We start from the raw sequence: 21,232 nt of genomic DNA on the forward strand, positions 1-21,232 counted from the left end.
TTCCCAGCAACAATGCCAGCTATGGACTATCCAAAATTCCAAGGTAATGGGCCAGTTGTTTCACCTTATGCTACTGGACCAAATACACCTATGTATCGTGATTCATCAGAGCCTTATTTTGATCCAAATTCGCAATTATTTACTCCTTATGCTCATAATCAGTCATCATACGGAGTTCCATATTTTGAGGAAGATGAAAATTAAAAAAGTTACCTTGAAAAGACGATTTATTTTTAATCGTCTTTTTTTACATATAAAGAAGAATCGAGGTAGTAGGATATGCCTCTGTTTTTATTTTCCCAATCATTCAGTAGCTAAATACAATGAAGCAGTTTTTTACTTATTATGAGTTTCATCCCATCAATTAACAATTTAAAAACTCCCTAAAAAGGTCATCCTAACTTTGTAATACATTTTTAGTATTACAATTAGCTGTAATTAAAGGGAGGGTTTTATATTGAATAAAAAGGGTCTTATCGTTGCTACAGGTACCGTGTTAACAGCTTTATCATTAGCTGCTTGTGGAACAAACAATAATGCCATGAATGACCACAAAAGAAACGTTGGTTATGAAAAAGTTGATTTCAATAGACCGACTAACCCTTATGCGGTTAATTATCGTTATGAAAACGTTAACTATCCGAATAACAAAGATTATTTCAATAAGAAAAACGTTCACTACGGAAATGATCGTATAAATGAAGGTTTAAGTAGTGAATATTCGAATGATGGCTTAATCCATAATGGAACTTATGGAAGAAATGTCAATTATACGAATAGAAACTACAATATGGATCAAGTGCGTTATAATAACGATTTAAATACAGCTCCTGTTGTACCTTATACAAATATAAGTACAAACGCTAATATGACAACTGGTGAGCGAAAGTTTGCAGACCAGATTTCTAAACGAGTAGAACGAATGTCAAATGTAGCCGACGCAAACACGGTTGCTGTTGGTGACCAGGTACTTGTCGCAGTAGATTTAGTAAATAAAAATGTTGATGAGAGCGCAACTCGCTCAAAAATCAAAGACACATTGTCACCATATACAAGTGGTAAAAAAGTTTATATAACATTCGATGGAACAATTAGAAACAATTTAAATAACGTCCCGAATGCTACAAAGAATGTATTATACGATACAAAAGAAAATGTTAAACATATGTATCGTAATGTAAAAAATGATGTAAAAGATGCGACAAAACCTAACCGTTAATCTACTAACTAAAAGGAAGAAGCTTTTGCTTCTTCTTTTTAGTTCTATTTTGAATTGTTTAACAACTCGATTGATATAGAATAAACAATATGATAAAGTGATTTTTATATTGACCAAAAAACCGTATTGGCCATTGGTTTAAAATAGAATTTGAGGTGAGTTTTTTTGAAAAAGCAAAATATTTTAGAAGCTGCCACAAAGTCATTTACCATATTTGGGTATAAAGCAACTACAATGAGTCAGATTGCAAAACAAGCAAATGTAGGAAAAGGAACCATCTATACTTTTTTCAAAAATAAAGAAGAATTGTTTGATGAAATCATCAATAACTTGATTAATGAAATGAAGTTTTTAGCTGAACAATCAATTCGTGATGAAGATTCATTCATTGAAAAAGCTCATAAAGGGATTGAAGTTTTCATTGCATTTCATAATGAACATGAATTAACAATAAAATTACTTCAAGAACAAAAAGAATTTGGAACAATTGCTGTGTACGACGCTTTAAAACGATTAAATAATTCAATTATATTATACATACAAAAGAAAATTGAAGAAGCAATCGCCAAGAAAGAAATCGTTGAATGTGATCCTGAAATAACTGCTATGGTAATGTTTCGACTTTATACAACACTAAAAATCGATTGGGAGAAAGAACATGATGCACTTACTCCTAAAAAAATCACTGAACTATTTAATTTTTATATTTTAAATGGTTTGTCAAATGGGCAGTAATAGAACGCATTGGGGGAGAAATTTTTTGATCACTAAATTAAATAATAAAGACATTAAGATAGCAAATTTAATTTTAAATGTACAACTACCGGCATATAAAGTAGAGGCAAATTTAATTAATTTTGAAGGAATCCCTCAATTAAAAGATAATGCAAAGAGCATTACAGACTCGAATGAGATCTTTATTGGTTATATGGATCAGAATGAATTAATGGGATTCTTAGCTTATTCAGAAACCGAGGATGAATATCAAATATGTAGATTGGTCGTACATCCTAATTACTTTAAGCAAGGTATTGCTAAAAAATTAGTAGGTAATTTTTTAAATAATATAGTCAAAACGAAAAAAGTAATCGTTTCAACCGGATCAGAGAATTATCCAGCAATTAACTTATATAAAAATTTTGGTTTTAAATTTAAATCCAAAATTGAAGTGGCCCCAGATTTCTTTATCACTCTTTTTGAAATTTGAGTAGCTATTTAATTTTCATGTTTTTAAACTATCCTAAAGAATCTTTAGGTTTTTTTTATTAGGTCTGTTAGATATATTGTTGATTTTCTTATTTAGCTAACTGACAGATTAGTGGAATAAGGAATGATACAATATTTAACATGAAATATTGAACTTTTTTGAAAGTGAGTAAAATTATATGAATTTAAAAGACTATCTCAGCGATAAGTTTCCAAATGTCGAATTAATTCCAAGTGTTTATTATCAATGGGACTTTGGTATCCACTTTTCACTTGGAGGAAATATATATCAGTTTAAAAAACATGATGAGTTAAATTTTGATAGGTTTAGACTTGTATATAAACAAACTTCTACAATATTTAATGAGCTATTTGAAGAGGATGATGATTTATTTCTTGTAACTAATCTGTATAAGCACAAAACTAAAGAAAAACGAATCAAAAAATTGAATGTCTATAAGCGTTTTCTAAAGAATAAAAATGATTTAAACAAAATTCAGGTTAAATCATTTCCATATCCGTTCGAGATGGACGATGCTGAAGAATATGAAATGCAACAATTTTCGTTAAAATGTAAACGGAAAGATTTCAATGTACATCAATTACTTAAGGCAGCATGTAATGAAGATTTCCCACCATTAAACCCAAGGTTTGGTGGATATTCAATTGGTTATCCAGATGTTTTTTTTGTTAATGTCACTAAAGATATTATTTTCTTCATATATGACGATAGAGGTTGTGAAGTGGTTGCACGTAATGTAGAAAGATTGCGGTTGCTTTATAAAAAGTATTTTGATTGGGTTGAAGATGTAGATAGAAATAGGATTGAGAATGGATTAGGACTTAATAAGTAAATCTTAAAGCTTCTTATGCAACTAACGCGTTGCTTTCGTTGTACAAAATGAGTTGCTTTGGCAGCTTATTTTTTTATTCAACAAAATGGCAATTTAGTGGAATAAGGAAGTAAATTTTCATGAGCCTATTGATTGATTAATACTTTTTGTCTTAATGATAAATAAGAATAAATACACAAAAATGAATGAAATATAGATCATTAAGAATAATTTAAAGCAGGTGTTCTAAGTGAGTAATGAAATTAAAAAACAGGATGTAATGAAGTTATTAGTAGGAGCATGTCCGTCATATAAAAAAAGATGGGAGGCATATCTAAAAGATAATTATGAACAAAATGAAGAACAATTATTGTATTTAGATATCTCTGATTTTGCACGACATGTAGCTGAATTACATAAAAAAGGACAATACGATGATTTCCCAGCTATATTTGAGTTGGTTGAGCAATTGCACATCAATGGAGATGAAGTTGTTAAAGAAGCTGCTACCATTGGATTACTTGAAGATATACAACAGTACGCAGGGAATCACGATGGAATAAAAAAATTCTTACTTCCTGAATCATTAAAATGGTGGAATAATCTTGATGACTTTTGGAGTAGAAAGCGACCATATGTTGGTGACGCACCTGTAAAGTTTGTTTCACCAAATCAGAAAAAAATTGCTCATATTTTCAATCGAAATAATGGCGATACGTTTAAGTATGAATTATATATTTTAGATGAGGACAAAGAATTATCAGACTCTTCAATAGTTTGCTTTGCGTCAGATCATCTTTTTGATGTCACATGGTTAAACGGAAAGACATTACAGGTCAAATGTGCGAGAAATGCGCAAAACGATATTGTGAAAAAACGGATAAATGATATAAAAATTCAGTATACGATTAAAAAAAATTAAGAGAACTGTGTTTATTTATAAAATATATTTAAGCTAGGCTTCTTATTCAACTACTATGAAAGTACCATAGACTTCCATTCACTGTGGTGAATCTGAGGGTTCATGGTTGGCTAATGCATGCGTTTATTGCATAAGTAAATAATTTAATAAAAAAACAAAGGGAAAAGAGCTTCCCTTTGTTTTTTTTAAAATATTTGAACTAACTTTTATACTTATGCATTAAAAGCTTTATTCAATGCTTCCAATCCATCTTTATATATACCATGGAATAAATCGATGACCTCTTCATCACTTACACTCACAGGTGTAAAACTACCTGACCACTCAACAATTGATTTATTTTTATCTGGATGTTCAAGAACTTGAATAGTTGATAGATAGTTAGTCGCTGGGAATGGTGCTTTCATAATCGAGTAGGTATATAAACGCTCTTTTTCATTGAATGCTTCTAGGCGTTCAATAATTACATCGCCATCTGGGTTCGCTAAACTACGAACACGACCACCTTCACTTAGTTCACTAGTTGGGATATATGGTAACCAATCTGGTAATGTATTAAATCCGCCAATTAAATTCCATACTTGTGTTGCTGAAGCAGGGATTTCCATTGTAACTTTTGTATTTGCCATTGTATTCACTCCTATTGTAGTTATTTAAGATATTTAAGTGTTAATTCTTGCGTTATTTAACATCAATTGGTAGTGGTGCATTTTCAGCAACTAATTTATGTTCGCGCATTTCATGCCAAAATGCAGCTGGAATTACTTCATTTAATGCAGCTTTGTCTTCAGCGATACGTTCTGGTTTACTTGCACCTGGGATTACTGATGCAACTGCTGGATTTGCTAGTGAAAATTGAAGGGCTGCAGCTTTTATACTAATACCATGTCGTTGTGCAATGCCTTTAATTTTCTCAACCTTTGCGATAATTTCAGGTGATGCTTTTTGATATTCGAAGTGAGTTCCACCAGCTAAAATACCTGAGCTGTAAGGACCACCAACGATAATATCAACATTTTGTTTAGCAGCCTCTGGCATTAATCGATGAAGTGCACGATCATGATCAAGAAGTGTATAACGTCCAGCCAATAAACTAACATCAGGTTTGTGTTCACCTAATTCTAATGCAATTTCGATAGGTTCTACTTTATTTACGCCAAGTCCCCAAGCTTTAATAACACCTTCTTCTCGTAATTGAGAAAGGACGCGGAATGCTCCAGTACGAGCAATTTCAAACTGCGCTAACCACTCGTCACCATAAAAGTCTTGTGCAATATCATGAACATAGACAATGTCTAAACGATCAGTTTTCAAACGATTTAAACTATCTTCGATTGATCGTAATGTTGCGTCAGCACTATAATCGTTCACAAGCTTATTCTTACGTCCGAATTCAAATAGACCGCCTTTTTCTCCTAAGTCACGTGCAGTAGGATCTTCTAGTTCATCAAGAATTAAACGACCAACTTTCGTACTTAGTACAAATTCATCACGATTGTATTTTGATAATGCTTCTCCTAAACGGATTTCAGCAAGACCAGCACCATAAAATGGAGCAGAGTCAAAGTAACGTATGCCACTATTCCATGCAGCATCAACCGTTGCGATTGCTTCTTCTTCTGGGATGTTACGGAACATATTTCCTAATGGAGCAGTACCAAAACCTAATTTTCCTTGAAACAAGTTTTTCTCTTTCATAAAAATCCTCCTATATATACAGGTCTTCATGAATAACATGAAGATAAGTAATTAATTTTTTAAAAGAAAAGAGCCACGCTTATAATTTGATGTTTATAAGTAACCTCTTCTCTACAATTGCTATTATTAAATAAAGTAAAAATAAAAAAAAGAACGTACTTTTAAGTACGATAGAAACATTCTGGTACCTTAGGAACCTATAGGTAACATAAGAACCAAACATATATAAATGTAAAAATAGAGAGGTAAAATATAATTTGATAGAGACGAACCCAAAAATATGGATTCGTCTTATTAAGTTATTTCTATTTACTTTTTTAATTTTTAACTGTTTTAGTTTTTATTCTCAGCTTAAATATGGTGAGTGAACGACTCACGTACAGTAGCTAGAAATGAATCAAGTGCAGGGGAAATCCACTTATCTTTATGCCAACGCATTTGTGTGACAGCTTCAATCCTGAGAAATCCATCGGAAGGGCTACTAATTGACCTTTATATTCAATCTCAATTGGGATTGTTTTTTTTATGTAGGTAACTGGCGGGATCGTAGCATAAGGATTCAATACCAATAATAGGTATTTTCCAACAAAAGGCCAAAATGTGTTATCGTTAAAATGTGATTTTTAGAGTAGAAACATGAGAAAGGTGTGCGAAGTGTGAACAAAAGATTAATTTTGATTTTATTTACTGTGATTTTAGTATCTGTATTTACAGGTTGCGGAAAAATCACTGAACAGACTTCGGCAAAAAAAGTGCAATCTATAACGAGCACGGCTTCTAAGACTGTTGAAGCCAATAAGAGTACATCTGCCGATGACACAGAAAAACCAAATAGTGATAGTGAACCGAAAAAAAGTGTTCCTGCTTCTAGCACTTCAAAGGTAACAAGTACAACGAACGGATTTGATTATAGCAAATATACCCTAATTGTAGTAAATGGCGGGGATATGTCAGGATATAGACAGCCGAATGTCAAAGTAGATGTAGGATATGGAAAACGGGAATATTGGGCGTATACAAATCAATACGGTCAGCTAATTCGTGTTGAAGCGAAAAAGATAACACTTCAAAATTCGAATACTGATCATGTTTTGTCATCAGGTAGATATTACTCTGATGAAGCAAATGTTCCTGGTACAGAGAGTCCTATCTTGGATAAAGGGCATGTGATTGCTGACTCGCTTGGGGGAGTATCAAACGCATATAACATTACACCTCAGGACAGCAATCTGAATAGGCATGGCGATCAAGCTTATATGGAAAAAGTGATTCGGGATGCAGGAGGTTGTACTGATTTCGTAGCAGTAATTCAATATCCAAATAATAAGACGCAAATTCCTAAACATTATAAATTCACTTACAAAATTCAGGGCAGATCCATTACAGATGAATTTGACAATGTAAACCCAGATAAAGTGAACAAAAATTTAGGGAAAACGACAGGTACCAACAGTACCCCACCGAAAACAAACAATGTTCCTGCTAACAAAACGAAAAATAGTAATGAAGATATTAGTAAAGTGGATACAAATCATAATGGAAGAGTTACGATCGCTGAAGCCAAAGCAGCTGGCTTTAAAATGCCAATTACGCGCGATTCATGGCTCTATAAATATATGGATGACCGTGATGGTGATGGTTTAGTAGGCGAATAAATGGCGTTATACTAATTCTATCTTTATTCCCTTGATAATTTGTTTTCAGTGTTTTGAACTTATCAATTTATTAATACAGCATCATTGTTATTTTAGAAATATAGTGTTTCTTATGTAACGAACGAATGCTTTAGTTAAAAAAGTTTACCCAAAGGTTGTCTCATTAGGCAGCCTTTTTTTAGTACAGAAATCAACATTTAAATTTAACTGAGCCTTTAGAAAGAAAAAAATATAAAACACTTGGATAAAGTAAAAATGAATGGTCAAACTAAAAAAGCTTTATGATTTTGTCTAGGGGAGTGGATGTTTGTGAAAAAGTTTATTTTAATGTTTGTTTGTTTAATAGCACTACTACTAATTCCGGCACAAACTGAAACATTGGCAGCACATCATAATATTCATCGCCAAAGTACGACTAATAAGGGAATTACAATCATTTTACATAAGGTGTATATAAACGGTGAAGTGATTGAAGAAATCTATATTAATCAACATAAAACACTTGGACAAGTAAAAAAAGAATTTAAAGGTTGGAAAGTTATAGAAGAAAATGATGATCAAATTGTGTTGATGAAAAAAATAAATGATCTTTCTCCTACGTTGAAGTCGAAAGGTTATTTAGGAATCAATTCAAGTGGGATGTTAAACTTATATATTGGAACGCCAAGTGGGAATAATATTATTGAATCTTTTTTTCAAATTGATACGAATAAATTAGAAGTAAATAAACAAAAGGAACTTGAAGAAGGAATAAAAATTTCGACTAAAAATCATTACGATTATCTATTACATTACTTAAAAGAGTATGAAAGAATTATAAATTAAAATTTGGTAAGTCATAAAGAAATCCACAAGAGTTTTTTCTTGTGGGTTTTTTATGCTGTTGGAAAAAGGACTTGTCAACAGAGGAGCAATATTTATCAATGTAAAGGAAGCTGTCTGATGTTGATTTCCACTACAGGATTCTCGCTTTCCATGGGGCGAGACCTGAGCCTCCTCGGCGAGCCTGTGGGGTCTCAGCCTTCCCGCATTTCCCATAGGAGTCGAGAATCCTTTCGTTCCAATCACTTATCAAAATAAAAAAAGCATACTAAAAAGAACCTTATTAATCCCTCTTACTTAGAGAAAAATAAAAATTGATATACTGGGTTATTTTGCTAATATCGATAAATCATCTACCTATAAACTAATAATTGAAATTGTTCTTCAAACAATGATTTCTTAATATTTAAAATTCTGAAAAAGAGCAATTAATAAAGTTTATTGGTATGCCACAAATAAATTGTCCATTAAATTAAATAAATAGCCTATTGACCATTTTATATTTCACACACTGAAAAAACACAAGAGTTTTTCTTGAGGCTCTTAGTCTTACTCTCATTAATAGATTCTTAGCTATGACCTTGTACTTAAATAACCCATTCTTTACGTAAGATTGAATAAGCATATGTATCATGAACCGAGGTACCTTGAATTAAATACTCTCTTAATAAACCTTCATTAGTGAATCCAATTTTTTCAAGAAGTTTTTGTGAAGGTAGATTTTCTGGATAGACGATAGCTCCTATTCGATTTAGTTGTAGCATATCAAATCCATAATTTAATAAAGCTTTTACAGCTTCAGTTGCATACCCTTTTCGCCAATAATCTGGGTGGATCTCATAGCCAACTTCAGCTCTTTTGTTACGTTCTTGATAGGCATTAAATCCACATGTTCCGATTAATTTGTTTGTCTCTTTTTCAATAATTCCCCAGCGGATGCCACTACGTGTTTCATACATTTCTCTAAAAAAATGAATTAAGTCAATCACTTGACTACTATTTGTTAGTGCATCTAATCCATAATATTTCGTAACATCTTCTCTAGATAATATTGTAAACAATCGATTTGTATCAGTAATGTTAACTTCTCTTAAATAAAGTCGCTCAGTTAAAATGTTCGGAAATAAGTTCAAATAATTGCCTCCTTATCGTATTTTTATGAAATGGCAATTTATATAGATAATCACTTTTAACTATTTCGATCGTTAATACCTATGTATAAAATTTTTATTTTCGACACCCGACTATTTTTTTCCTTCTTCTATATATGGTACAATGGAATACATGTAAAAAGGGGAGAAAACCATGTACGAATACGTAATTGGAAAGATAGAATGGGTTGGACCGGAATATATAGTAATCGATCATAATGGAATGGGATATCAATTATTTACACCTAATCCATATGTTTTTAGACCTTCAAATGAAATCTTAAAAGTTTATACACATCTTTACGTAAGAGAAGATGTTATGATGTTATATGGTTTTAAAACGCTTGATGAACGAACTTTATTTCAAAAATTATTAAGTGTGTCTGGAATCGGACCAAAAGGTGCTTTGGCGATTGTTGCAACAGGTGAGCCAAATCAAATTGTTCAAGCAATTGAAGAAGAGGACGAAGCATTTTTAACAAAATTCCCAGGCGTTGGTAAAAAGACAGCAAGACAAATGATTCTAGACCTAAAAGGAAAGCTTGAGAAAGTTTTTGGAACGGTACAAGTAGATTTATTTACTGACATAGATGCGATGGAAGAAAAAGAAAATGCAGCATCTTCATTAGACGATGCCATTGAAGCTTTAAAAGCATTAGGGTATGCAGAGAAAGAAGTTAAAAAGATCGTACCATTATTGAAAAATGAACCACTTTCTACTGATGAATATATTAAAAAAGCACTTCAACTACTATTGCAAGCTAAGAGGTGATGAAAATGGATGATCGAATTTTATCAAGTGAAAGTAATCGTGAAGATGTTGATCAAGAACTATCACTTAGGCCTCAAACATTAAAAGAATATATAGGGCAGGATAAAGTTAAAAAGAATTTGCAAGTCTTTATTGAGGCTGCAAAAATGCGTAACGAATCTTTAGATCACGTTTTATTGTACGGTCCTCCTGGTTTAGGTAAAACTACTTTAGCAGCAATTATTGCGAATGAGTTAGGTGTAGGCTTTAAAACTACTTCTGGACCGGCGATTGAGCGTCCTGGAGATTTAGCAGCGATTTTGACGTCATTACAACCTGGTGATGTGTTATTTATTGATGAAATACACCGACTACCTCGTACAGTGGAAGAAGTACTTTATCCAGCGATGGAAGATTTTTTCTTTGATATCGTTATTGGAAAGGATGCAACTGCAAGGTCAGTAAGGATTGATTTACCACCTTTTACACTAATCGGTGCAACAACTAGAGCAGGTTTGCTTTCTTCACCACTTAGAGATCGTTTTGGTGTATTAAATCGATTAGAGTTTTATACAGTTGAACAGCTTGCATTAATCGTTAGAAGAACGGCTGAGTTATATGGAATGGAAATCGAGAAGGAAGCTGCTTTAGAAATTGCTAGAAGGTCTAGAGGTACACCTCGAATTGCAAACCGTTTATTACGAAGAGTTAGAGACTTTGCTCAAGTACAGGGCAGTGGAATTATTACATTTGAAATAGCTAAAGATTCTTTAATTCAAATGCAAGTAGATGAAGCGGGTCTAGATCATATCGACCATAAACTGTTACTAGCTATTATTGAAAGATTCCGAGGTGGTCCTGTTGGAGTTGATACGATTGCGGCTTCGATCGGAGAAGAATCACAAACAATTGAAGATGTGTACGAACCTTATTTGCTTCAAATTGGATTCCTTCAACGAACTCCTAGAGGAAGAATTGTAACTGATTTAACGTATAAACATTTTGGTTTGCAGGTACCTGAGCAATGACTGATATATCAAAAGTGTTAATAACGCTAGGTGTTATATTGTTATTAGTTGGATTGTTTATGAAATTTGTAGGTAAACTTCCAGGTGATATCTTTATTAAAAAAGGAAATGTATCATTTTATTTCCCAATTGTTACTTGTATTATCATAAGTGTATTACTATCACTTATTTTTTCATTTTTTGGGAAAAAATGATAATACATGATTTTGGAAAAGATAGGGTTTAAGGGAATAGGAAATACGTAGGGCAAGAATTAGAAAGGGAGAATTTTAAGAGATTCTCCCTTACACCCTTGCCCTTGAAATATACGAGGTGTTTAGAAATGGATGTAAATTTATTTGATTTTGATTTGCCTGAGGAGCTGATTGCTCAAACTCCTTTATTAGATCGAGAAGCATCAAGACTAATGGTATTACATAAAGAGTCGGGGAATGTAGAGCATAAACAATTTCCTGATGTGTTAGATTATTTACAAGAGGGAGATTGCTTAGTTTTAAATGAAACGAAAGTAATGCCTGCTAGATTATTTGGTGTAAAAGAAGATACAGGAGCTCAAATAGAAGTATTATTACTTCAGCAAGAAGAGCAAGATGTGTGGGAAACACTAGTAAAGCCTGCTAAAAGAGTAAAAGAAGGTACAATCATTTTATTTGGAGATGGCAGATTAAAAGCAGAATGTGTAGGCAGTAGTGATCAAGGTGGAAGAAAGTTAAAATTCCAATACGATGGAATTTTTTATGAAATTCTAGATCAATTAGGCGAAATGCCACTACCTCCTTATATTAAAGAAAAGTTAGAAGATAAAGACCGCTACCAAACAGTTTTTGCAAAAGAAATTGGTTCAGCTGCAGCACCAACAGCAGGTTTGCATTTTACGAAGGAGCTTTTAGCAAAAGTTCAAGAAAAAGGCGTAAAATTAGCATTTATTACTTTGCATGTAGGTTTAGGTACATTTAGACCTGTAAGTGTAGAATCAATTGAAGAGCATGATATGCATTCAGAATATTACTATATGTCTGATGAAACGGCTAAACTATTAAATGATACAAAAGCAAACGGTGGTAGAATCATTACTGTTGGGACAACTTCTACCCGAACAGTTGAGACCATTGCTACAGCAAATGAAGGCAAGTTTGAAGGAAGCAGTGGTTGGACGTCTATCTTCATTTACCCTGGATATAAATTTATGGGGATTGATGGTATGATTACGAACTTCCATTTACCAAAATCAACTCTTATAATGCTAATTAGTGCTTTAGCTGGAAGAGAAGCAGTTTTATCTGCTTATAATGAAGCAGTAGATCAAAAGTATCGCTTTTTTAGTTTTGGCGATGCAATGTTAATACTTTAAGACGTGAAAGGAATCGAAAAATGACAGCAATTCGTTATGAACATATTAAAACTTGTAAGCAAACAGGTGCGCGATTAGGAATCGTACACACACCACATGGTTCTTTTGATACACCGACTTTTATGCCTGTTGGTACTTTAGCTACAGTTAAAACAATGTCACCTGAAGATTTAAAAGCTATGGGGGCAGGAATTATTTTAAGTAATACCTACCATTTATGGTTAAGACCAGGTCATGAAATTATTAAAAAAGCTGGTGGCCTACATAAATTTATGAACTGGGATCGAGCAATTTTAACGGATTCTGGTGGCTTCCAAGTATTTAGCTTAAGTCAATTCCGAAAAATTGAAGAAGAGGGAGTACATTTTAGAAATCACTTAAATGGTGATAAATTATTCCTTTCTCCAGAAAAAGCGATGGAAATTCAAAATGCTTTAGGTTCAGATATTATGATGGCGTTCGATGAATGTCCACCATACCCTGCTGAGTATGATTATATGAAACGTTCTGTTGAAAGAACTAGTAGATGGGCAGAGCGTTGTCTAAATTCTCACCAAAGACCAGAAGATCAAGGATTATTTGGTATTGTACAAGGTGGAGAATATGAAGAACTTCGTAAGCAATCTGCAAGAGATTTAGTTTCATTAGATTTCCCAGGCTATGCAATTGGTGGATTATCAGTTGGAGAGCCAAAGGATGTAATGAATCGAGTACTAGAGTTTACAACTCCTTTACTGCCAACGAATAAACCAAGATATCTAATGGGCGTTGGATCACCTGACTCATTAATTGATGGAGCAATTCGAGGCGTAGATATGTTCGACTGCGTACTACCAACACGTATAGCACGTAATGGCACATGTATGACTAGTGAAGGAAGATTAGTTATTAAAAATGCAAAATATGCAGAAGACTATTCACCACTTGATCCAAATTGTGATTGTTATACTTGTAAAAACTATACAAGATCATATATTCGTCACTTAATTCGATGTGAAGAAACGTTTGGAATGCGATTGACTACTTATCATAACTTACATTTTCTGTTACAATTAATGGAACAAGTTCGTCAAGCAATTCGCGAAGACCGTTTAGGTGATTTCCGAGAAGAATTTTTTGAACAATACGGTTTTAATAAGCCGAACGCTAGGAACTTCTAAAATTTACATATTGAAAGGAAGATATTAATGAGCTTAGGATCTTTAGGTGGAATTTTACCACTAATATTAATGTTCGTAATTTTCTACTTCTTACTAATTCGTCCACAACAAAAGCGTCAAAAGCAAACAGCTAATATGCAAGCTGGAATTGCTAAAGGCGATATGGTTGTAACAATCGGTGGATTACACGGTTTAGTTGATGCTGTTAACGAAGAAAATAATACAATTACATTAAAGACTGCTGATGGTTCACGCATGGTATTTGAAAAAAATGCAATTCGTGAAACTCGTGCACAAGCTAAATAATTGTATCGAAAGAAACGCTAGTTCCATTTTGGAAACTAGCGTTTTGTTTTTTATACGAGGAAGTAGCAAGAATGCTTACTAATCGTCGAGTTTTATTTATTATAAGATTTATTACTCGCAGCATTTACACCAAAAATTGACCCTAACATGCAGATCGCAATGAAAATGGCATGATACATCAATTGCTCCTTTGAAAAAGTTCGATCATAACCAAGAAATTGTACAAAAAATACAAATACAGAGTATGCTCCACTTGTTAGAAACCCAAGAATCCAACCTTTTTCTTTCCCTTTAGCTCCTGTAACAAAACCACCTATTAGCATTACGATAAATGATAAGACAAGAGTTGTTGTATTGACACTTGATTCTGTAAGTGAAGTTAGTCTAAGTAATAATGATAAAATTAAGCTAATTGATAATACTAATAATAAAATAGTTAAAAAGCCAAAAGAGACAGCGGTTGCTGTTTTTTTCATTGATATTCCCCCTTGTACACTCTTTTATACAAGCATATTCATAAGATGAATTTTTAGAATACTTATAGAGCAATTACAAATAGTAAAATTATGAACAAATTTCTACCATTTTTTATATGTAAAGTGGTTACTACTTCTAAATAAGCAAGAATGTAAAAAGATAAATAATTAAAATTCAGCAAAGTTTTGGATGTGAGGGTTAGTAAAATGGAATTAGGTTCTATGACGATTCGTACCATTTTAATCTATTTAATTATTGCGTTTTTCTTTCGAATAATGGGTAAGAGAGAAATTGGAGAGCTAAGTTTATTAGATTTAGTTGTTTATATTTTATTAACTGAAATAGCTGCAATTGGAATTGAAAACCATAATGATCCAATCATAAAAGTGATTTATCCGATGTTCTTAATTGTTGCGATACAAATAATTTTTTCGCTCATATCTCTAAAAAGTGTTTTATTTAGAAAAATTTTGGATGGAAATCCAGTATTGATTATCAGTAAAGGTAAAGTATTAGAAAAAGAAATGAAAAAGCAAAGGTACACGTTCGATGATTTATTACTTCAACTAAGAGAAAAAGATATTGGAGATGTAAGAGATGTCGATTATGCAATACTTGAACCAACAGGGAAGTTATCCATCTTTAAAAAGGAATTAAATGGAGACGGCTATGATAGTACACTTACATTTCCACTAATATTAGATGGTATTGTCCAAGATGATAATTTAAAACTTTACCATAAAAATAAGCTTTGGTTGCTTCAGGAGCTAAAAAAACATGGTATTGATGATTTTGACCAAGTATCGTATTGCAGTTTGCGAGACGACGAAATTTTCTTTGATAAAAAAGATGGGTAGAGATAAAAAAGGAAGTAAGGGGAATGGTATTCATACTCCCTCTAACTTCCGTCCTTTCCCTTTTTAATCTATCTTGTGATTAGCTTTTTAAAGAATGGGATCCGAATGATCTCGTCTTTTTTGACAAGATTAAATAATAATATTAATAGGATATACATTAATGTCACAATTGAGATGCTTGCCAATGTTTGTACTAATAGTGAGGATGAAAAGACTACATATTCTTTGATGAATTTGCCGATATAAATACAGACTCCTAAAATAATTAAACAATAAAGATAGTCTTTAACGAAAATTGAAAAGTTAATTGCTTTTAAAACAGTAAAATAATGTAGAACTGTTATTGTTACAATACTAATATTCATTGCTAAGGCAACTCCGTTAATACCGAACTTAGGATTTGTAGCTAGGAATAAAATACTAGCGATTTTTACGACTGAACCTACAAAGCTATTGATCATAGCTGAATTAGCAAGATTTAGTGCTTGTAATACTGCTTGCAGTGGACCTTGAAAATAATAAAAAATAAAGCATGGTGCTAAAAGTAAGATGAAATGTGTGGCTTGGTCACTTTTATACATTAGCGTTAAAATTGGTGAAGCAAAGACATATAAAACAACGACTGACCATCCACCGGCAATCATTGAGTAACGTAGAGCTTGCTGTAGTCTTCTTTCAACAGTTACGCGATCCTTTTTAGCCATTGCTTCACTAATCGCAGGTACTAGTGCAGTAGATAGTGCATAAGTAATAAACGCTGGTAAAAGTAATAAAGGTAATGCGTATCCAGAGAGTAATCCATATTGTTTTGTTGCAACTACTGCTGTTACACCAGCAATCGCTAAACTTTGTGAAACTACGATTGGTTCCAAAAACATTGATATAGAGCCGATTAATCGACTTCCAGTTGTAGGGAGTGCAATACTTAATAAGTCACTTAGGGTTTTTCTTCCGTCTTTAATATTGTCTTTAAATCCTGTAATGAACTTTGCATTTTTTTCCTTTTTAAATACATAAAGCATATAAATTAAGGATGCCAATTCCCCTAAAACTGAAGATATGATGGCACCACTTGCAGCAAATTCAACACCATATGGTAAAAAAGTTTTAGTACAAACAGCAACTAGTACGATACGTACAACTTGTTCAATAACTTGAGAAAAGGAAGAAGGACGCATGTTTTGTACACCTTGAAAATAACCACGTAAAACGGAAGAAATTGCGATAATTGGTACAACTGGTGCGATGGCAATTAATGGGTACATAGTCCTTGAGTCAGTTAATAGATTTTTTGCAATAAAAGGAGCTAAGAAGATCATAGCTGTTGTAAAAATGATACTTAATATACCAGTGATTGACATTGAAACAGCTAAAATCTTTTTTATCTTATCTTGTCTATTTTGGGCAACTGCTTCTGCAATTAATTTTGAGATGGCGATTGGTAATCCAAGCTGCGTAAGTGTCATAACTAAAAATAGTGTCGGGACTGCCATCATAAATAATCCTACGCCTTCTTCACCCATGATTCTTGCGACAACAATTCGATTAAAAAATCCTAATATTCTTGTGATGAGCCCTGCAATAAGTAAAAAAAACGTTCCTCTTAAAAACGTTTGCTTTGTCATTATTTTTACCACCTTCTCAAACAGCCTAGAATGATTTACAATTATATATATGCTAGAAATGTAGGCAAGCATGACAAGTTAGTTCAACAACTAGGAAATGAATATCAAGGTCTAACATCATTTTTCTAAAAATACAGAAAATTAGGGGGGAAGAGTATGTCGACATTTCATCAACAAGCTGCAGAATTTAAACCTACGCTTCAGGTAGTAATTGAAAGTAAATTGGATGAATTTAGAATGCTTGGATTTGATACTGTCAGTGAGGATGAATTATGGGAATGCCTCGAAAAAACCATATGGCGAAAAAAAGAGGAAGAACCAAAGCTTTTTCAACTGGTGGAAGACATACTCTCTTTAACTGTTAACGATTATATGAATTATGTTCGAATCGAAGCATTTAAATCTCCTACATGGCAGTTTGGGGAGTCAGTTTAGCCATTAATTGACAATGAAAAAATTGCATTTGTATAATAAAAGAATGAAAACATACCATTTTCGTACTAGAACTTGAACTCGTTAGAGGAGGAAATTCACAACATGGTTAAGCGTAACAGAATTGTTGCCTTTTTCTTAATTATTGCTGTATTAGCAGCAGTAATCGGAACAACTGTGTTTGGTACTGCGAAAAATATCAAGCTTGGTCTGGACTTACAGGGCGGCTTCGAAGTACTATACAAAGTTAAGCCAATTAAGAAGGGTGACAAAATTAACAAAAATGTTTTAGTAAGTACAGCAAAAGCCCTTGAGAAGCGTGTAAACGTATTAGGGGTAAGTGAACCAAACATCCAAATCGAAGGAAAGGATCGTATTCGTGTACAATTGGCTGGAGTAAAAAATCAAGCTAAAGCACGTGATATTCTTTCGACAGAAGCGAATTTAACAATTCGTGACGTAAATGATAAGGTTCTTATGACTGGAGCAGATTTAAAAGAAGGCGCTTCAAAGCAAACATTTGACCAAATGGGTAAACCTAGTGTATCGATAACATTTAAAGATGCAAGTAAGGTTAAAGATGTTACAAGTAAAGTGCTAAAAATGGGTGCTCCAAATAATATGATGGTTATTTGGTTAGATTTCAATGAAGGAAAAGACTCTTTCAAAAAGGAATCAGCAAAAGCAAAACCTAAGTTCTTATCTGCAGCAAGTGTAAATCAAGTATTTACAGATGATTCACTTTCTATTGTAGGATCAACTTTTACAGTTGAAAGTGCAAAAGAACTTTCAGATTTATTAAATGCTGGTGCTCTTCCAGTACATCTTGAAGAAATGTATTCAACATCAATCGGTGCAAAATTTGGAACTGATGCATTGCATGAAACAATTTTTGCTGGAATTATTGGTGTAGCCGTAATTTTCTTATTTATGCTATTCTTCTATCGCTTACCAGGCTTAATCGCAAGCATCATGTTAATGGCGTACACTTACGTAACATTACTTGTATTTGATGGCATGAATGCGGTATTAACACTCCCGGGTATTGCTGCATTAATACTTGGTGTTGGTATTGCGGTTGATAACAACATTATTACCTTTGAGAGATTGAAAGACGAGCTTAAACTAGGAAAATCAGTTGCATCAGCATATCGAGCTGGTAACCAGCGTTCATTTGGTACTATTTTTGATGCTAACATCACAACTCTACTTGCAGCTGTTGTATTATTCATTTTTGGTACAAGCTCAGTAAAAGGGTTTGCAACAAGTTTAATTGTCAGTATTTTAGTAAGTTTCTTAACAGCAGTATTCGGAACTCGCTTATTACTTTCTTTACTAGTTCAAAGTCGTTACTTAAATAATAAGAAAACTTGGTTTGGTATTAAACAAAGTGAAATTCTTGGTTTAAATCATAACTTGGCACATCCACCAACAAAATATGATAAAGTCGATTTTGTTAGTATCGGTCGTAAATTCGTTTATTTTTCAATTGTTACACTAATTGTCGGCGTAATTATCCTTTCTGTATTCCGATTAAATTTAGGAATTGATTTTGCAAGTGGTACACGAGTAACATTTGAAGCAAAATCAGCTGTTACAAAACAAGTTGTAAATGACGAATTATCAAAAATGAACTTAAAACCTGAAAATATTACAGTTTCTACAAATGATGCAAAAACTGGTTCAGTCGTATTTAAAGGCGTATTAACTAAAGAACAAATTAACGATTTGAAAAAAGATTTTACGACTAAATTTGGAATTGAACCAAACGTAAGTACAGTTGATCCAATCGTTGGGCGAGAATTAGCAGCTAATGCAATTAAAGCACTAATCATTGCTTCTGCAGGTATTATTCTTTATGTATCATTACGTTTCCAATTCTCTTATGCACTTGCATCAGTAATTGCCTTACTACATGATGCGTTCTTCATTGTAGTAATATTTAGCGTATTTAGATTAGAAGTAGATATAACTTTCATCGCTGCGGTACTGACAATTGTTGGTTATTCAATAAATGACTCAATTGTTACATTTGACCGAGTTCGTGAAAATATGAAGCTTAAGAAGAAAATTCGTACTAGAGAAGAATTGAAAGAAATTGTAAATGAATCAATTCGTCAAACTTTAGGCCGTTCACTAAAAACAGTTCTTACAGTAGTATTAGCTGTTCTTGCACTACTTTTATTCGGAAGTCATGCAATTCTTAACTTCTCAATTGCATTACTTGTAGGTTTAGTAGTAGGAACATATTCTTCAATCTTTATCGCATCACAAATTTGGCTAGGTATTAAAGGTCGTCAACTTGATAAAAATCAAGTCATTGATGTTGAAGAAGCTAAATAATTTCTAACTAGAGGGTGTCCCAAAAGTAAAATTTGGGACATCCCTTTTTATTTGTGTAAGGAAAGAGGAGTAGTATTAGGTGAACTTTGGTATCTGAAATAAGAGAGTGAAACGTGTGAATTAGAAATCAACGAATGAAGTAGATTTTTAACTAAGATAATAAAACAACAATAAAATCCCTCGAATAATAGCTTCTAGACTGAATCATAAATCGATTACATAAGCCTTCGGATATTTACAATAAAATCAGCCGTTTTTCAATTTGAATTTGTTAGTTAGTGATAGCTCTTTTTTTCATCCTAACAAAATAAAATGAAGTAAATATTGAAGTTATTTTTGTATTAGTTTCATTCCGTATTGAAGATACTAATAGAATGTGTGTAATAAAAAAATAAATTTGTTTGGCGAATGATCTACTAGATCTAGAACAAGGGAAGTAGGTAAAGTATATGGAACAAGATGAGCGTTATAAGGAAGCCAAGAAAGGAGCTTATATTGGAATATATGGAAATTTACTTCTGGCAATTGTTAAACTGATTATTGGGTATATCGGAAATAGTAAAGCATTATTGGCTGATGCAGTTCACTCTGCTTCCGATGTAGCAGGTTCAATAGCGGTTTTATTTGGATTAAGAGCTGCTAAGATGCCACCAGATGAGGACCATCCCTATGGACATGGAAAAGCTGAATCAATTGCTGCAATTATTGTAGCTGTTCTTTTATTTATCGTTGGAATCGAAATAACGAAATCCTCAATTACAGCTTTTTTTAAACCTGTCCATTCTCCTGAGCTAATCGCTTTAGTAGCTGCATTTATCTCGATATTCTTAAAAGAATGGATGTTTCGCTATAAATATGCTTTAGGAAAAAGATTGAATAGTGCTGCGATCATTGCGAATGCTTATGAACATCGTTCAGACGTATACTCATCAGCTGCTGCTATGGTTGGAATCGGAATTGCAATTCTTGGCACTAAAATTAATATGCCAATCCTTTTGTATGCAGATCCAGCGGCAGGGCTTGTTGTAGCAATTATGATCCTGAAAATGGCATGGGATATTGGGGCAGAGTCAATACATACTACTATGGATCATGTACTTCATGAGGAAGACATAGAACCATATAAAGAAATTGTGAGAAAGGTAGAAGGGGTTAGAGAAATAAATACTCTTTATGCAAGAGAGCACGGCTATTATGTCATTATTGATATAAAAGTATCTGTAGATCCATATATAACCGTTGAGGAAGGACATAGAATCGGCAAAAATGTTAAAGAAAAACTAATGGAAGACAAAGATGTTGAAAACGTATTTGTCCATATTAATCCATATAATGATAAAAATAACTCTTTCATCCAATAAGTTTACTTTAGTATAATAGTACAGTTAGGGGTGAG

The 21,232-nt window shown here is 33.0% G+C and carries 23 protein-coding genes; 18 read left to right on the plus strand and 5 right to left on the minus strand.

The window, feature by feature from the left end:
* The 6 genes from CN692_RS26325 to CN692_RS26330 form a co-directional block, all read left to right on the plus strand.
* Positions 1–204: hypothetical protein (locus CN692_RS26325; protein WP_179874521.1), on the plus strand; the 204-nt coding region annotated here is incomplete at its 5' end.
* 253 nt (positions 205–457) lie between these two features.
* Entirely contained in the window at positions 458–1,219 is a 762-nt protein-coding gene (locus CN692_RS22595) for a YhcN/YlaJ family sporulation lipoprotein (RefSeq protein ID WP_098121382.1), read from the plus strand.
* 165 nt (positions 1,220–1,384) lie between these two features.
* Positions 1,385–1,954 (plus strand): TetR/AcrR family transcriptional regulator, encoded by a 570-nt coding sequence (locus CN692_RS22600; RefSeq protein WP_098121383.1) that lies wholly within the window; start codon positions 1,385–1,387, stop codon positions 1,952–1,954.
* Positions 1,955–1,979: 25 nt separating this feature from the next.
* Entirely contained in the window at positions 1,980–2,426 is a 447-nt protein-coding gene (locus tag CN692_RS22605) for a GNAT family N-acetyltransferase (protein ID WP_098121384.1), read from the plus strand.
* Between the two features lie 178 nt (positions 2,427–2,604).
* Complete coding sequence (locus CN692_RS22610; RefSeq protein ID WP_098121385.1) at positions 2,605–3,279, plus strand: DUF3885 domain-containing protein; 675 nt, start codon at positions 2,605–2,607, stop codon at positions 3,277–3,279.
* Between the two features lie 229 nt (positions 3,280–3,508).
* Positions 3,509–4,180, plus strand: coding sequence for a DUF7674 family protein (locus tag CN692_RS26330; protein WP_179865688.1), 672 nt, complete (start codon positions 3,509–3,511; stop codon positions 4,178–4,180).
* 212 nt (positions 4,181–4,392) lie between these two features.
* On the opposite strand, the gene CN692_RS22620 is transcribed toward CN692_RS26330, so the two are convergent.
* On the minus strand, positions 4,393–4,809 hold the full coding sequence (locus tag CN692_RS22620) for an SRPBCC family protein (RefSeq protein ID WP_098121386.1): 417 nt from the start codon (positions 4,807–4,809) through the stop codon (positions 4,393–4,395).
* Positions 4,810–4,861: 52 nt separating this feature from the next.
* Positions 4,862–5,878, minus strand: a complete 1,017-nt coding sequence (locus CN692_RS22625) for an aldo/keto reductase (protein ID WP_098121387.1) — start codon at positions 5,876–5,878, stop codon at positions 4,862–4,864.
* Between the two features lie 647 nt (positions 5,879–6,525).
* Here CN692_RS22625 and CN692_RS22630 point away from each other — a divergent pair.
* On the plus strand, positions 6,526–7,533 hold the full coding sequence (locus CN692_RS22630; protein ID WP_373605051.1) for a DNA/RNA non-specific endonuclease: 1,008 nt from the start codon (positions 6,526–6,528) through the stop codon (positions 7,531–7,533).
* Between the two features lie 309 nt (positions 7,534–7,842).
* Positions 7,843–8,358 carry a BofC C-terminal domain-containing protein gene (locus tag CN692_RS22635; RefSeq protein ID WP_179865690.1) on the plus strand — a complete coding sequence of 172 codons (516 nt, stop codon included), beginning with the start codon at positions 7,843–7,845 and terminating at the stop codon, positions 8,356–8,358.
* Positions 8,359–8,942: 584 nt separating this feature from the next.
* Here the strand turns inward: CN692_RS22635 and CN692_RS22640 are convergent.
* Positions 8,943–9,488: a GNAT family N-acetyltransferase gene (locus CN692_RS22640; protein ID WP_098121389.1), complete on the minus strand. Its 546-nt coding sequence runs from the start codon at positions 9,486–9,488 to the stop codon at positions 8,943–8,945.
* A 172-nt stretch (positions 9,489–9,660) separates the two neighbouring features.
* Here CN692_RS22640 and ruvA point away from each other — a divergent pair, with 172 nt between their 5' ends.
* The 6 genes from ruvA (at position 9,661) to yajC (ending at position 14,102) form a co-directional block, all read left to right on the plus strand.
* Positions 9,661–10,278 (plus strand): Holliday junction branch migration protein RuvA, encoded by a 618-nt coding sequence (ruvA, locus tag CN692_RS22645; RefSeq protein ID WP_098121390.1) that lies wholly within the window; start codon positions 9,661–9,663, stop codon positions 10,276–10,278.
* A 5-nt stretch (positions 10,279–10,283) separates the two neighbouring features.
* Entirely contained in the window at positions 10,284–11,285 is a 1,002-nt protein-coding gene (gene ruvB, locus CN692_RS22650) for a Holliday junction branch migration DNA helicase RuvB (RefSeq protein WP_098121391.1), read from the plus strand.
* A complete protein-coding gene (locus CN692_RS22655) occupies positions 11,282–11,479 on the plus strand; it encodes a DUF2905 domain-containing protein (protein WP_098121392.1) in 198 nt (65 codons plus the stop codon). Before ruvB ends, CN692_RS22655 begins: the two co-directional genes overlap by 4 nt.
* Positions 11,480–11,607: 128 nt before the next feature.
* A complete protein-coding gene (queA, locus tag CN692_RS22660) occupies positions 11,608–12,636 on the plus strand; it encodes a tRNA preQ1(34) S-adenosylmethionine ribosyltransferase-isomerase QueA (protein ID WP_098121393.1) in 1,029 nt (342 codons plus the stop codon).
* Positions 12,637–12,656: 20 nt separating this feature from the next.
* The gene (tgt, locus tag CN692_RS22665; protein WP_098121394.1) at positions 12,657–13,796 is read left to right on the plus strand and encodes a tRNA guanosine(34) transglycosylase Tgt; all 1,140 of its coding nucleotides are present in this window, start codon (positions 12,657–12,659) and stop codon (positions 13,794–13,796) included.
* Positions 13,797–13,823: 27 nt separating this feature from the next.
* Complete coding sequence (gene yajC, locus CN692_RS22670) at positions 13,824–14,102, plus strand: preprotein translocase subunit YajC (protein WP_098121395.1); 279 nt, start codon at positions 13,824–13,826, stop codon at positions 14,100–14,102.
* Between the two features lie 92 nt (positions 14,103–14,194).
* Here yajC and CN692_RS22675 read toward each other — a convergent pair whose 3' ends face one another.
* Positions 14,195–14,578: a TIGR04086 family membrane protein gene (locus CN692_RS22675; RefSeq protein ID WP_098121396.1), complete on the minus strand. Its 384-nt coding sequence runs from the start codon at positions 14,576–14,578 to the stop codon at positions 14,195–14,197.
* 207 nt (positions 14,579–14,785) lie between these two features.
* Here CN692_RS22675 and CN692_RS22680 point away from each other — a divergent pair, with 207 nt between their 5' ends.
* Positions 14,786–15,436, plus strand: coding sequence for a DUF421 domain-containing protein (locus CN692_RS22680; protein WP_098121397.1), 651 nt, complete (start codon positions 14,786–14,788; stop codon positions 15,434–15,436).
* 68 nt (positions 15,437–15,504) lie between these two features.
* Here CN692_RS22680 and spoVB read toward each other — a convergent pair whose 3' ends face one another.
* Positions 15,505–17,061: a stage V sporulation protein B gene (gene spoVB, locus CN692_RS22685; protein WP_098121398.1), complete on the minus strand. Its 1,557-nt coding sequence runs from the start codon at positions 17,059–17,061 to the stop codon at positions 15,505–15,507.
* 156 nt (positions 17,062–17,217) lie between these two features.
* Between spoVB and CN692_RS22690 the strand changes: the two genes are divergently transcribed.
* The 3 genes from CN692_RS22690 to CN692_RS22700 all read left to right on the plus strand — a co-directional run bounded on the left by CN692_RS22690 (position 17,218) and on the right by CN692_RS22700 (position 21,197).
* On the plus strand, positions 17,218–17,496 hold the full coding sequence (locus CN692_RS22690; protein WP_098121399.1) for a post-transcriptional regulator: 279 nt from the start codon (positions 17,218–17,220) through the stop codon (positions 17,494–17,496).
* Between the two features lie 102 nt (positions 17,497–17,598).
* Entirely contained in the window at positions 17,599–19,836 is a 2,238-nt protein-coding gene (secDF, locus tag CN692_RS22695) for a protein translocase subunit SecDF (RefSeq protein WP_098121400.1), read from the plus strand.
* Between the two features lie 449 nt (positions 19,837–20,285).
* Positions 20,286–21,197 carry a cation diffusion facilitator family transporter gene (locus CN692_RS22700; RefSeq protein WP_098121401.1) on the plus strand — a complete coding sequence of 304 codons (912 nt, stop codon included), beginning with the start codon at positions 20,286–20,288 and terminating at the stop codon, positions 21,195–21,197.
* Positions 21,198–21,232 lie beyond the last annotated feature (35 nt).

Source organism: Bacillus sp. AFS002410, assembly GCF_002556365.1.
In the GTDB taxonomy this organism is placed as follows: domain Bacteria; phylum Bacillota; class Bacilli; order Bacillales; family Bacillaceae_G; genus Gottfriedia.

What these genes read in the sequence shown, in the direction of transcription:
- CN692_RS22610 (WP_098121385.1), top strand. Translation starts at nt 2,605, where the DNA reads ATGAATTTAAAAGACTATCTCAGCGATAAGTTTCCAAATGTCGAATTA.
- CN692_RS22620 (WP_098121386.1), bottom strand. Translation starts at nt 4,809, where the DNA reads ATGGCAAATACAAAAGTTACAATGGAAATCCCTGCTTCAGCAACACAA.
- CN692_RS22625 (WP_098121387.1), bottom strand. Translation starts at nt 5,878, where the DNA reads ATGAAAGAGAAAAACTTGTTTCAAGGAAAATTAGGTTTTGGTACTGCT.
- ruvA (WP_098121390.1), top strand. Translation starts at nt 9,661, where the DNA reads ATGTACGAATACGTAATTGGAAAGATAGAATGGGTTGGACCGGAATAT.
- ruvB (WP_098121391.1), top strand. Translation starts at nt 10,284, where the DNA reads ATGGATGATCGAATTTTATCAAGTGAAAGTAATCGTGAAGATGTTGAT.
- CN692_RS22655 (WP_098121392.1), top strand. Translation starts at nt 11,282, where the DNA reads ATGACTGATATATCAAAAGTGTTAATAACGCTAGGTGTTATATTGTTA.
- queA (WP_098121393.1), top strand. Translation starts at nt 11,608, where the DNA reads ATGGATGTAAATTTATTTGATTTTGATTTGCCTGAGGAGCTGATTGCT.
- tgt (WP_098121394.1), top strand. Translation starts at nt 12,657, where the DNA reads ATGACAGCAATTCGTTATGAACATATTAAAACTTGTAAGCAAACAGGT.
- yajC (WP_098121395.1), top strand. Translation starts at nt 13,824, where the DNA reads ATGAGCTTAGGATCTTTAGGTGGAATTTTACCACTAATATTAATGTTC.
- CN692_RS22675 (WP_098121396.1), bottom strand. Translation starts at nt 14,578, where the DNA reads ATGAAAAAAACAGCAACCGCTGTCTCTTTTGGCTTTTTAACTATTTTA.
- CN692_RS22680 (WP_098121397.1), top strand. Translation starts at nt 14,786, where the DNA reads ATGGAATTAGGTTCTATGACGATTCGTACCATTTTAATCTATTTAATT.
- spoVB (WP_098121398.1), bottom strand. Translation starts at nt 17,061, where the DNA reads ATGACAAAGCAAACGTTTTTAAGAGGAACGTTTTTTTTACTTATTGCA.
- CN692_RS22690 (WP_098121399.1), top strand. Translation starts at nt 17,218, where the DNA reads ATGTCGACATTTCATCAACAAGCTGCAGAATTTAAACCTACGCTTCAG.
- secDF (WP_098121400.1), top strand. Translation starts at nt 17,599, where the DNA reads ATGGTTAAGCGTAACAGAATTGTTGCCTTTTTCTTAATTATTGCTGTA.
- CN692_RS22700 (WP_098121401.1), top strand. Translation starts at nt 20,286, where the DNA reads ATGGAACAAGATGAGCGTTATAAGGAAGCCAAGAAAGGAGCTTATATT.